The sequence below is a fragment of the Paracoccus sp. AK26 genome, assembly GCF_011801365.1.
GTDB lineage: Bacteria > Pseudomonadota > Alphaproteobacteria > Rhodobacterales > Rhodobacteraceae > Paracoccus > Paracoccus aerius.
Genome location: NZ_CP041041.1, coordinates 1024116 through 1036551, shown reverse-complemented (window position 1 = coordinate 1036551; position 12436 = coordinate 1024116). Strand labels below are relative to the sequence as shown.

The 12436-nt window shown below is 60.2% G+C and carries 8 protein-coding genes; 5 read left to right on the top strand and 3 right to left on the bottom strand.

All coding sequences use genetic code 11. The annotated features are described in order from the left end of the window. Window positions 1-14: 14 nt before the first annotated feature. Window positions 15-899 carry a tripartite tricarboxylate transporter substrate binding protein gene (locus tag FIU66_RS05045; protein ID WP_167621683.1) on the bottom strand — a complete coding sequence of 295 codons (885 nt, stop codon included), beginning with the start codon at window positions 897-899 and terminating at the stop codon, window positions 15-17. Window positions 900-1572: 673 nt separating this feature from the next. On the opposite strand from FIU66_RS05045, the gene FIU66_RS05040 reads away from it, so the two are divergent. After that, on the top strand, window positions 1573-4365 hold the full coding sequence (locus FIU66_RS05040; protein WP_167621682.1) for a UvrD-helicase domain-containing protein: 2793 nt from the start codon (window positions 1573-1575) through the stop codon (window positions 4363-4365). 192 nt (window positions 4366-4557) lie between these two features. Here FIU66_RS05040 and FIU66_RS05035 read toward each other — a convergent pair whose 3' ends face one another. Together FIU66_RS05035 and FIU66_RS05030 are read right to left on the bottom strand one after the other, a co-directional pair. Continuing rightward, entirely contained in the window at window positions 4558-5865 is a 1308-nt protein-coding gene (locus FIU66_RS05035) for an McrC family protein (protein WP_167621681.1), read from the bottom strand. Then, window positions 5862-8117: an McrB family protein gene (locus FIU66_RS05030; protein ID WP_167621680.1), complete on the bottom strand. Its 2256-nt coding sequence runs from the start codon at window positions 8115-8117 to the stop codon at window positions 5862-5864. Before FIU66_RS05030 ends, FIU66_RS05035 begins: the two co-directional genes overlap by 4 nt. Before the next feature lie 959 nt (window positions 8118-9076). Between FIU66_RS05030 and FIU66_RS05025 the strand changes: the two genes are divergently transcribed. From FIU66_RS05025 to FIU66_RS05010, 4 genes are all read left to right on the top strand, one after another. Further along, window positions 9077-9262: an AlpA family transcriptional regulator gene (locus tag FIU66_RS05025; protein WP_167621679.1), complete on the top strand. Its 186-nt coding sequence runs from the start codon at window positions 9077-9079 to the stop codon at window positions 9260-9262. Beyond that, on the top strand, window positions 9262-10134 hold the full coding sequence (locus FIU66_RS05020; RefSeq protein ID WP_167621678.1) for a helix-turn-helix domain-containing protein: 873 nt from the start codon (window positions 9262-9264) through the stop codon (window positions 10132-10134). The genes FIU66_RS05025 and FIU66_RS05020 overlap by 1 nt, the downstream gene beginning before the upstream one ends. Before the next feature lie 498 nt (window positions 10135-10632). Next, entirely contained in the window at window positions 10633-11085 is a 453-nt protein-coding gene (locus FIU66_RS05015) for a DUF2924 domain-containing protein (RefSeq protein WP_167621677.1), read from the top strand. Beyond that, on the top strand, window positions 11082-12428 hold the full coding sequence (locus FIU66_RS05010; RefSeq protein WP_167621676.1) for a recombinase family protein: 1347 nt from the start codon (window positions 11082-11084) through the stop codon (window positions 12426-12428). Before FIU66_RS05015 ends, FIU66_RS05010 begins: the two co-directional genes overlap by 4 nt. Window positions 12429-12436 lie beyond the last annotated feature (8 nt).

The following is a 12436-nucleotide window of genomic DNA, read 5'->3' as shown; positions in this document are numbered from 1 at the left end:
GCTGCCAGACTTCCTCAATCTGCCGCCTGTGTGGCGTCAATTACCCCGCCCCAGAGTGCCGTATCTTCCCCGATCCGCTGCGCCAAATCGCCCGGCGTGCCTGCCTGTGCCTGCCATCCCATTGCCAACAGCCGTTCGCGCACTTCGTCATCCTTCAGGATCTGGTTCAACTCGGTGTTCAGCCGGTCGAGAATGGCAGGATCAGTTCCAGCAGGGGCGATGAAGGCATTCCACAGCTCGGCCCGGAAATCCTCCGGCAGTCCTGCCTGCCCGGCCATCACCGGCACGTCCGGGACCTGCGCGAACGGCTCGGCCGAGGTGACGCCAAGCATCTTCATCGTGCCTGCCTCGACCTGCGGCAGCGCGGCGGAAGGCGCCATGAACCCGCTGTCGATCTCTCCGCCGAGGATCGAGGTCGTCACTTCGGCATAGCTCTGGAACGGAATGTGGAAAAGCTCGACCCCGGCAGCATCGGCAAAAAGCTCGGCCGTCAGATGGGCGCCTGACCCTTCTCCGACCGAGCCATAGCTTATTGCCTCGGGCTCGGCGCGTGCAGCGTCGATGAAGGCTGCAAGATCGTCCGCCGGAAACTCGGCAGCGACGGCTAGCACAAGCGGGCTGGTCGCGATGAGCCCAACCGGGGCGATATCGGTGACCGGATCATAACCTAGATCCGGGATCAGCCGCTGCGCGGTCGTTAGCGGGCCGTTGATGTTAATACCAAAACTGTCGCCAGCGCTCCCGCGCGCCAGCATCTGCTGCACGGCGATCACGCCTCCTGCTCCCGGCCGGTTCTCAACCACAACGGGCTGACCAAGCGCCTTAGCCAGCGGCTCGGCCACCAGCCGCGCGATCGTATCGGGGGATGACCCTGCGGGAAAGCCCACAAAGATATGCACGGGTCCCGTTGGCCATTCCTGCGCCACTACGGCGGAGGACAATAGGCATCCGGCAATGACAGCGGCGATGGCGGCGCGGCAGCTATGGCGATTCATCATGACATGCATTCCCCGGTAAACATGATAGCCCGTTTCTTGACCGTGAGACCATTGAGGTCAATGCACGATGAACAGGCAGTTTTATACCTTGCAACGTGCGGCCCACACGCGTCTGCTGACGCAACGCATCACGAAAATGCCGCTCGAGTATTTGTCGACGAAGCAAATGCCACTCTAGGCTAGTCGCTTTCATACCCTGGGTCCTTCTAGGGCAGCTCCCTATGCGGTGGGCTTTGTCCCGTACATTTTCTAGTTGCACCTCCAAAATCGGGGTTCGCACCCGAGGTTCGCAGGTTCGCACCTGACCGGGATGACAGCGCAAAGGCAGAACCTCATGTGAACCTGGCCGTCTCCGGTAAGCAATCTGGTTTAATCAGGGTTGCGCTTCTACTGCTGCTGGGAGGACGATCAAAAAATACTGTTCAGGCGCATTTCTTTGATTCGATTAAAGCAAAGCATTCTCTTCGGACTTTTAGTCAATCCGTTCGGAAGAGCACCTCGAGCGATTGATCTAACGTCCGACACGCTGCTGATCACGAGGCATGCTAGCAGCACCACGGTTGATCTGGGTCAAATGATCCGTGAGGCTGAACTGAGAAAAAGCGTTTTAGGAACGTCGCTCCGCATTCCGTTGGAAGAAAACGGAAGCGTCGTTCTCAGGGCAACAAGGCCCTCAGATGCTGAAATGTTCTCGAACCAGCTCAACAAGGCTTGGGCTACCTTCAATCTGACCGCGCTCGAGAAAGAAGCCGCGCGTTTTTATCGGCTGCACGGGGCGATTGCTGGACTGCAGCACCCTGATCAATATCCTGCCGCTTGCCTGATGACCCCTGTCCTGCAGGACGCGACATCTCTCTACTCGACCGTGCTCTCCAAGCTTCAGCCTGCAGCAATCGGACCGGAGAGGATGAAGCGCATCTCGGCTGTCAGGACATTTGTCGACGATGCAAAAGGGGCAAGGCATCGTGCCATCTCCGCCTTTGTGGATGCCGAACTGGAGCGCTGGAAGGGGTTCTTCGATACCATCGAAAGCAAGCCCCTGACGGCAGAGCAGCGTTTGTCTGTTGTCGTGGATGAAGACGCGACGCTGGTGCTGGCTGGCGCGGGCTCCGGCAAGACCAGCGTGATTACCGCCAAGGCCGCTTATCTAGTCAAGGTAGGCATCCGCCAGCCTGAGGAAATCCTTCTGCTGGCGTTTGCCAAAAATGCCGCCAAAGAGATGTCGGAGCGTGTGGAGGCACGTTCTGGCGTGCCTATCGCAGCGCAGACGTTTCACGCCCTTGCCTATGATATTATCGGGGCGGTGGAGGGCTCAAAGCCGGCGCTGGCCGATCATGCGACTGACGATGCGGCCTTCACAGCAATGATCAAGCAGATCCTGAAGGATCTCGTCGAAGCTTTGTCGGATGTGTCCAACGCCATCGTTCAGTGGTTCGCACATTTCTTGGTCGAGCCGAAGACCGAGTGGGATTTTGAAAGCAAACACGCCTTCTACACCCATATGGAGTCACAAGACCTCCGCACGCTGCAGGGCGAAAAGGTCAAGAGCTACGAAGAGCTGCAGATCGCCAACTGGCTTTATGAAAACGGCGTCGAGTACGAATACGAGCCTGACTACGAGCACAAGCTGCGCAATACCGGGCGGCGGGATTATCAGCCTGATTTCCGACTGACCGAGAGCGGCATCTACCTCGAGCATTTCGGGGTGCGGCGCGAGAAGATGTCCGATGGCACGGAGCGGCTAACCGCCGCACCCTTCGTGGACCGCGATGACTATCTCGCAGGCATGGCCTGGAAGCGCGAGGTTCATGCTGCCCATGAAACCACGCTGATCGAGACCTACAGCTATGAGCGGCAAGAAGGACGACTGCTGACCAGCCTTGCCGAGAAGCTGGCGCCTCATGTGACCCTGAGGCCCCGCCCGGTCGACACGATCTACGATCGTATCATCGAGATGAAACAGGTCGACGCATTCTCGCAGCTGCTGGGAACGTTCCTGCGCAAGTTCAAAGGCGGCGGCTACAGCTTCGCCGACTGCGAGGGCAAGTCCCAGCGCATGAAACTTGGCAAACGGGCCACTGCTTTCCTTGCCGTGTTCCGGCCTGTCTTCGAGGAGTACCAGAAGCGTCTGGGCCGACGAATTGACTTCGAGGACATGATCCTGAGGGCGGCGCAGTATGTCGAAACCGGCCGCTATGTAAGCCCCTTCCGTCATATCCTCGTAGACGAGTTCCAGGATATCTCACAAAGCCGCGCCCGGTTGGTGAAGGCCCTAAAAGCCCACCATCCTGATGCCCGCCTCTTTGCCGTGGGCGATGACTGGCAATCGATCTTCCGCTTCGCCGGTTCAGACATACACTTGATGCGGCATTTCGGCGAGGAGTTCGGTGGCAGCTTTGATGGCGAGGCCGGCATTCACAGGGTGGTCGATCTCGGCCGCACGTTCCGCTCTGTCGACCAGATCGCCTTCGCGGCCAGAACCTTTGTCCTTAGAAACCCAGCCCAGATCCAGAAGCAGATTGTTCCGGCCGGGTTCGCGACAGAACCCGCCATCAGGCTCTTGTCGACTGCCAAGGGGGAAGAGGAGAAGACACTGCTTGAGGTCCTTTCTGCATTCTCTGCCGCGCTGGTCGACGAGACACAAAAAGCCGGCGTTCTGCTGCTCGGGCGGTACCGGTACCTCGAACCTGACATGCAGCAGTTGAGGCGACGGTTTCCGAAGCTGCTGATCAGCTTCAAGACCATCCATGCCTCGAAGGGCTTGGAAGCAGATCACGTGATCCTGCTGAATGCTGACAGCGGCCGAACTGGTTTTCCGTCAGAGATTGTGGATGATCCCCTGCTGGCGCTTGTTTCGCCTGAAGAAGAGGCATTCGAGAACGCTGAAGAGCGCCGGGTCATGTACGTGGCAATGACGCGAGCTCGGCATACTCTAACAATTTTGGCATCGAACGCGCGTCCCTCCTCTTTTGTCACCGAGCTCCGGACCGATCCTGCGTATGGCATAGTCACCGCGGCCAGCACCGATGAGAAGACTCATGTATGCGGCGAATGCGGGGGGCGGCTCCTAGACGTGCGGGGCAAAGATGGGCGCATCTGGTATCGCTGCGAGCATGTTCAGCACTGCGGCAATTTTCTGCCAGTCTGCCCCTCCTGCAGTTCGTCCCTTCCGCGACGCACCGACGTGGCGGGGCGGCTCCAGTGTCAGTGCTCCGCGACCTACCCCGGTTGTCCAGTCTGCCAGGATGGCTGGCTCGTCGAACGGGAAGGCTCCTTTGGCGCGTTTCTCGGATGCGTTCGCTACCCTGCCTGTACGGGCAAGGCTCAGGTCCCGAAGCAAAGCCGCCGAGACGGAAACGCGCGGTGAGCACTTTTGCAACAGCCGTGACTAAGCACTTTGTCACGAGGAGCGGTTGATGAGCGGTGAAGGTTCCCTGAAACTTAGTTTGGGTACTCTGCTTAAACAGATAACGCGAAAGCATCGTTAGCGATCTATGCGGGTGTCCTCCGCGCTGGTCGGCCTGCCACTTCGCCAAGGGTGGTTCTTAAACCAGCTTGGTCATCTCTTTTCCGGCCAAAGCCGTTCGCAAGATGACGATCTCAACAGTCGCTTCCAACTTCTGTAGCTGGTAGTGGGAAATAGTGTCTCAAGGCCTCGAGGGATGCCGCTGCCAGACGCAAGTTCTCGAACATCGACTGCAACGACCTCAAGTATCGGCCGCTCTTCGGTTAGGAGCACGAACTCGGTGATCTTTCCTGGCGCATACCAGCTGGAGGCGGGGTAGACGAGCGCGAGTCGTTTACAGCTGTAGCGGCTGGCATAGGCATTCATCTGATAAGCATCGCCACTCAAGACGCCTGAGTTCGGTTCGCCCAGATCGAGGCGCTTCCATTTTGCATCGAGGATGGCGATGCTCTCATCTGCGCTCTGAATGGTGATGTCAGGCCGCAGCTGGAAGCCCGCCCTGGCGAGGTTCTTCATCGGACCCTGCAGTCCGACAGAGAGGCCACTTCCGAGCAGCTGACAGGCATGCCGGATGCGCAGTCCGAGCACCGTCTCGAAGAGCTTTTCCATGTTGAACAGCAGGGCCGAACCAGCTGCGTCGCCGATGCGAACATCCGGATAGAGGCCTGACAGCAGCCATCGGGCCCGCGCAAATACAGGCTCCCAGTGCCTGATAGTTCGGTCAAGGCGGAGACCGTCAATGTCGCGAGCCGTTACCCTACGATCGCTCACCTCGTCAAAGCGATGGAGGAACGCCGCCACCATCGCTCGGGTCCTCGGGCTCAATGCGAACCCACGCAGGATCCGAAGGACGCTTTTAAGCGCTTGATTGTAAGAATTGTCGATGCTGCGCTCGTCGAAGCGACAGAGCAGACGAGAACGGTCGAACGCGTTCGCGCGCACATGCTCGGTCAGCTCGAGCCGTCCACGGATGGCGTTGAGGTTCGCCGTCCTCTCCGAGTATTGGGCGATGGCCCCGCCTCGGAGCGCGGATTTCACCTCGCTACAGAAATCTTCGATGAAGATGTCTAGGAGGTGGCGGTGCTGCTGCCCGAGGCCAGCATCCCCTACCCGCTTCGATCCAAGCTGCCCTGCGCGCGCAAGCATGGTCACCAGAAGGCCCCGCATGTCTTCGCTGCTATCGCTGCCATGGTCGACCTTGGGAAGTACCTCGATGGCCAGTTGCTCGGTCTGCAGCACCCCACAGAACGGGCCGAACTTCAACGTTCGGTGACCCCATGAGATGGCGCCGGCAGGGAGGCGCCCGGCGAGTTTTGCTATGCCTTCGGCCTCAAGCTCGCTAATCGCGCCTGCATGGCCGATGCTGACTCCCTCCCTCTCGCGGAAGGTCAGTCTTCTCATTCCGGTGGCTCGTAGATCTTGCGGATCGCGTCGGCGGTAATGTCGTCTTCCCGACTGATCTCGAACGCCTCACCGTCCCCGATTTCGGCCGGGTCCGCCTTGGGAAAGAGCACAGCGGCACTTTGCGTCCGCGCCCGGACCAGTTGCAGCTCCTCCACCACGGCCTGGTCGGCAAGAACGTATCGGATCTGACGCCAGTCGTCGTAGAAAGCCTCTTGCAGGAACGGCAGGATCTCCCTGGCAAACACACGGCGTAGCTCGTCAAACGACTTCACGTGGTAGAAGTAGCTGTGTCCGAGGGTCTGGTCGCGGTGCAGCAGGCGGGACAGGCGCGCATTCATGGCCTGCAACAGTTGGCGCAGGTCGATCGCGTTGCCCTGGCCGTCGTCGATAGATTCAAGCAGTTCTGGCTTCGGCGTGAGTTCTTCGAAACGGAACCGGCGCCGTAAGGCGCTGTCGAGCAGAGCAATCGAGCGGTCGGCGGTGTTCATGGTGCCGATCACGTCGACATTCGCGGGCACGCCAAAACGCTGACCAGAGTATGGGAGCGTCACTTCCAGGCCCTTGCAGCTCGCCAATCGATTTCCCGAGGGGTCAGTGCGGATCCGCTTGTCCACCTCGACCAGCGTGATCAGCTCGCCAAAGACCTTGGCGACGTTTCCACGATTGATCTCGTCGATGAAGAGCGCGAACCGCTTGTCCGGCGCGCGCCGGGCTCGATCACATAGCCGCTTCAGCACCCCGGGCCGCACCTCGTAGGTAACGGTGCCGTTCTCCGCGACAGGACGGATCCCCTCGACGAAGTCCTCGTACGCGTAGCTCTGATGAAACGTCACGAACTCGAATCGACCTCCAGCCTCGTCGTAGTAGCGCGGCAGGTAATCGTTCTTAAGACGATAAGTCTTTCCGGTGCCCGGAGGGCCGTAGAGAATGAGGTTCAGTGGTGGCGCGAATTGCTTCGCGGACGCCTCTCCAGATGCCGGACCGCCTTCCAACGCGGTGGCGCCCGCCACGATCGGCGGCAGCGCCTTCCAGAGACGCTCCAGCGTCCGAGCGGCCTTGTCTTTGACTTCGATCCCGGAAGACTGCGGGTTCCATTCCTGTCCGGGTTCTCGGCTCTGCAGGTCTGTCAGAGGGATGATCTCATCCGACGTTGCATCACGCACGGAATCAAACGCCACGTCAACGAAACGCATCGTCTCTCCGGCGTCGGCCCGGGCCTGTTCCCAGTGCTCAACTTCGTAGGGCGCGCGCGTGACCTTTCCAACCGCAACGACGCCTTTCGGAGGGCTGCCGGTGCGGATCAGAAAGACGCGGTCACCCTCGCGCGGTTTGCTCGAGCTGCAGCGCCATCGGTTGTCGGCCTTCTCCCCGCTGATCGTCCGGGCGCGGTCGGCCGCGAGTGTGTCCCAGGTCCATCTGGAGGGGTTCCAGCTAAGGAGCCAGTTCTTCGTCTGGTTCTTCCACTGAGACTCGAACTCTTCTTGGTAGAAATCGATGTCCGCGCCATGCTCTTCTTCAAGTCGGCGGCGCAGCTCGAGCAAGGCGCGGTCGATCTCGACAGTGCTCCACTTCTTGATCTCCTTCTCTGTCGTGTCGCCGAAGCCGGCGAGGATCAGGCGTTTGTCGCCCTCGGAACTGATCCGCTCGAACGTGTCGGGAAACAAAAGGTGTGGAAGGATGTGGATCAGCTGCCTATGCCGCGCCTCCGGGAGGCCGCTCAGCCAGCCAGAGAATGCCCACGGGTCCAACGCGATCTGCTCACGGTCGGCGGCATCGCGAGCCTTGAAATCGCGCAAGGCGCCGATGAGAAACACCAGCTCGCGCCAACGGTGCGTGTTGTAGGCGGTCCCGGCGGAGCCGATGCCTTCAAGAACAGAGTCTTCCAGAAGAGGGTGGGTCGCGCTCAGGTCCTCTCCCGACCAAGACCAGATCTCCAGCACGTTTTCGCGCTTCTTGGCGGCGCCGACGTTCGACGGGAACAGCAGCGTAAGCCACAGGCTCTCAGCCATCAGCTGGCGGCAATCTGGGGAGCCCTCCGAAAGCTGCACCTTCAATTTCGAGAGGAAATCCCCTCCGCCGGCGTCTAGATTCTTTACGAAGCGCTGGTCGAGCTCGCCAAGCAGGGTGTTCGTCCAAAGGTTTCCGCCTTGCGCCAATGCCGATCCATCGGCGAGAAGACAGCTCTCCTTCCATGCCGCAGCAGCGTCATAGATCGGAAGAACATTGTGACTTGGATTGAAGCGAGACAAGTTTGCTTTCCTACGGTGTCGAACCTGCACAGGTTTTGTTCGACTCAATGACTTACGTTAGGCAGCACGACGTTCGAACGCTACGCCTAATCGGCTACCAATCGCCCTGGCTCACCCGCGCGACGTCGCAGACTACCTGGTGGTTAGTGGGCAGGTTATACAGGTTGCAAATGGGACGACCTTCCTAAGCGTTCATCGCGTCGAGGACTGTCGCGAGACCTGGCCAGCGTCGGCCCACAAGGCGCAGCGTTTCCGCTGAAACAGGGGCGCGGGGATGAGGCGCGGCATGGAAGCGCGGCAGGCGATCCGTGGGAGGTCGCACCTGTCAGCCCATGGCCGCGGGAGATCTACATGCGTGATCTGCATCACAATGCGATCCGGGTGAAGGGGCGGGATTTTCGATAGCACCAACGTTGCGGCAATGCCTCGCTGTCGAAGCCAACTGTCAATCCTCAGGACTGCATGCAAATGCCCAGAGAGCAAATGCGTTGACCAGGTACATTTCGGCACCCACCCCGCGGCGGCACGGTGAAGGAGAACCTGAACGTCGGTCGATACCCTCACTGCGGGAGAGACGCCATCGGGCTTCACACAAGCTGGAATCAATGTGCTGCCCAGCTTTATCTGCCGAGGTCGGATGACACGGCCTGATAGCTTGGACCGCTTCACTCCGCTGGCTTCAACGACCTAACTGCTGTCCAGCTGACCAGATTCGTGTCATTAATGTCACACAGCCTCAGATTGCAGAAACCGGCGCCGGGCGTAGCTCATATGTGGTCCGACCGACATGACACGTGGTCAAACCGGCTCTGCACGTGGTCCGACAGGCTTAAGGGCCGGAGCCGCATGTAGCCTACAAGCATTTGATATTATACGTTTTCATACCAAGTCATTGACGATATCGGCCCATCGAATGCTTAGCTCCCCTGCACATCAGTCATGCACGGAGAGATGCAAGAATGCACAACGATATCCTGCGGCTTCCGGCCGTCCTGGCCACAACGGGAATGAGCCGCAGTTGGCTTTATTCAGAGGTGGCCGCTGGTCGCTTCCCTGCCCCTCTGAAGCTCGGCCTACGCGCCGTTGGCTGGAAGCATGGAGATGTTCAGGCCTGGCTCGATAGCCGCCACGGGAGGGCACTGTGATGACATCCTATGCCTTTATGAGCGAACAGCGCCGCCCTCTCTTCGTCAGGCTGGCCCCCCTACGCTGGGCAGAAACGATCGAGGGAATTGATGGCGGCCCGATGGATCTTCTTCTGCTGCTGGCACGTCGCAGCGACGATTACGGTTGCTGCAACTATTCTCAGGCAACCCTTGCAAAGCAGCTACGGCGTTCAAAACGGACCATAACCAACTACCTTCGGGAGTTGAAACATTACGGTCTGGTCCGGACTATTGGTCGCGTGAAAGGGTTTAAGAGGACAAGTAGCGTCTACCATCTGGTTGCATGGTGGCCCCGAAAACTTCTGCCGCCAACCGGCCACGATGTCTACGGACGCTTTGTCAAAGAGCCAAATGAGAATGTACAGCGGCAACTTGCGATAGGGCAAACCCTGCTGCGTGATAAGGCAAGAATTGCGTCGCATAATAAAGATCACCAATTAAGTAACATAACGGCTGAGGAAGAAATTCTAGAGACATGCATCGTTGCGCTCGGTGACTGGGCAAGTGATGATGATCGCGAGATGCTGAGGGGAGCTTGGCCGACGCTGTTCGAGCTGCTTGGGGAGGGGTATTCACTTCAAGCCCATGTGCTTCCCGTCCTTGGGGAAAAGGCTGCGTCCCGCTACAAGCCGAAGCGCATTCGAAGCTGGCACTATTTTGCAGAAGCATTAGCCCACTATGCTGATCGCCATCCAGTCGTTATCGACGAAGTGCCCGTGCCTGCAACGACAGCGGAGCCAGTTTTAGCCAGTCCCATGAAGGCTGAAGAGCCGAATTCCCTCGATGAGGCGCTTGCCGATCTCGAGCGTAGCAGGCAGCGAGCAGCAGGTACGACAGGGGAAGCCGAATGATGTTTGGCAGTCGCTATGAGTCGAACCTTCTTGTGTATAAGACAAGCCAAGCGGAGGTCTTGGGTCCCTCCGGCGCCCTTTCGCATGCGGTGGGCATTGTCCCGTACATTTTCCAGTTGCAGGCAAAAGATCGGGGTTTCCACCTGGAAAGCTCGGTTTCCGCTCCGCAGGTTTCCACACGGGATAAGGCTTTCCAGGCCGGTTTCCGGCCCCACCCTTTGCGCCATCACCCTGTCCGCCAGTGCCAGCAGCAGGTTCGCCACAACCTGAACGGAGCGCTGTAAGATGACTCGCGGCTCCAATCCCTTGCCCGCCGGCCGAATGACCGCAACCGAGCGCCGCCAGGAGCTCTGCGCCCTTCTCGGGCTGGGCCTTGTCCGGCTCCGGGTGCGCAACAGCGACTTTACGGAGACAGTTCGCTTCCGTGGAGATCGCATGGCTACACATCCGGTCCGGACAGAGCGGTAGTGCTGGACGACGGAAGCAGAGAAGATGTCCATGACCCACGTTGATCCCATCCCGGCACGGCTGGCGGCACTAAAGACCGCGCCGGCGCCCGAACTGAAGAAGCAGTGGCGCGAGCTCTTCGACAGCGCCCCGCCGCCCTTCAACCGCCGCTATCTGGAAAGCCGCCTTGCCTACCGCATCCAGGAACTGGCCTATGGCGGCTTGAAGCCTGACACCATCCGCCGCCTGGAGCGGCTCGGCGAGGAACTGGACGGCGGCGACCGCACCAGGAGCCGCATCCGCGCCGATCTGATGCCCATCACGGGCACGCGCCTCATCCGCGAGTACCAGGGCGTCGAGCATGTGGTGACCGTCACCACCGACGGCTTCGAGTGGCAGGAACGGCCCTACAGGTCTCTGTCGGCCATTGCCCGCGCCATCACCGGTACGCGCTGGAACGGTTGGGTGTTCTTTGGCCTCAAGAACCACAGGAGCCGGACATGACGCGCGCTCCGGATAAGATGAACACGAAGCCCCATGTCCGCAAACTGCGGTGCGCGGTCTACACCCGCAAATCCTCTGAGGAGGGTTTGGAACAGGAGTTCAACTCGCTCCATGCCCAGCGCGAAGCCTGCGAAGCTTATATCGCCTCCCAGCGCTCCGAGGGCTGGGTGCTGGTGCGTGATCAGTATGACGACGGTGGCATCTCCGGCGGCACGCTAGAGCGCCCTTCCCTGCAGCGGCTGCTCGTCGACATCGAGGATGGGCTGGTCGATGTGGTGGTGGTCTACAAGATTGACCGGCTGTCCCGGTCGCTGATGGACTTCTCGAAGCTGGTGGAGGTCTTCGACCGGAACGGCGTCACCTTTGTCTCTGTTACGCAGTCCTTCAACACCACGACCTCCATGGGGCGGCTGACGCTGAACATCCTGCTGTCCTTCGCCCAGTTCGAGCGCGAAGTCACAGCCGAGCGTATCCGCGACAAGGTGCGGGCCTCCCGCATGAAGGGCATCTGGATGGGTGGTCCGGCGCCCTTCGGCTACGCGGTCAAGGACCGCAAGCTGGTAATCCAGGAGGAGAACGCAAAGCACCTCCGCTGGATGTTCGCCCGCTTTCTCGAGCTCGGCTCCTGCACCGAACTGGCCCGGGACGTAGCCAAGCAGGGCATCCGCACCAAGCGGGGCAACCGGATCGACAAGAAGGCGCTCTACCGAATGCTGAACAACCGCGTTTATATCGGTGAGGCGGTGCACAAGGGTGAGAGCTACTCGGGCGAACACGAGGCCATCATCGACCGCGGCACCTGGGACAAGGTCCATGCCATTCTGACCGACAGCCCGCGCACCCGGGCTGCCCGCACCCGGGCGCAGACCCCTGCCCTCCTCAAGGGGCTGATCTATGGTCCCGATGGCGCTGCCTTCTCGCCCAGCCACACCCGGAAAGGCGGCAAGCTCTATCGCTACTACGTCAGCCAGACCGTGCTGAAGCATGGTGCGGGGGCCTGTCCCGTCGGCCGCGTCTCGGCCGGCGAGATCGAGGCTGCCGTCATCGACCAGTTGCGCGCGGTGTTCCGGCAGCCGGAGATCGTCGCGGGGACGTGGAAGGCGGCGCAGGTGGAAGCACAGGCAAGCCAGGGTGCCATCACTGAAGCCGACGTTCGCGACGCGCTGGGCCAGCTCGATCCGCTCTGGGACGAGCTCTTCCCGGCCGAACAGGCGCGTATTGCGGCACTGCTGATCGAACGGGTCGATGTGGGCCCGGGCGGGCTGTCAGTGCGGCTGCGCATCGATGGGCTGAGCGGCTTGGCGCAGGAAATGCTGGTCCAGGACGTGGAGCGTGCGGCATGATCCACGCA

Excerpts from the sequence above, each read along its gene's own strand:
- FIU66_RS05025 (WP_167621679.1), top strand. The coding sequence starts at position 9,077 with ATGCACAACGATATCCTGCGGCTTCCGGCCGTCCTGGCCACAACGGGA.
- FIU66_RS05010 (WP_167621676.1), top strand. The coding sequence starts at position 11,082 with ATGACGCGCGCTCCGGATAAGATGAACACGAAGCCCCATGTCCGCAAA.
- FIU66_RS05035 (WP_167621681.1), bottom strand. The coding sequence starts at position 5,865 with ATGAGAAGACTGACCTTCCGCGAGAGGGAGGGAGTCAGCATCGGCCAT.
- FIU66_RS05015 (WP_167621677.1), top strand. The coding sequence starts at position 10,633 with ATGACCCACGTTGATCCCATCCCGGCACGGCTGGCGGCACTAAAGACC.
- FIU66_RS05040 (WP_167621682.1), top strand. The coding sequence starts at position 1,573 with ATGATCCGTGAGGCTGAACTGAGAAAAAGCGTTTTAGGAACGTCGCTC.
- FIU66_RS05020 (WP_167621678.1), top strand. The coding sequence starts at position 9,262 with ATGACATCCTATGCCTTTATGAGCGAACAGCGCCGCCCTCTCTTCGTC.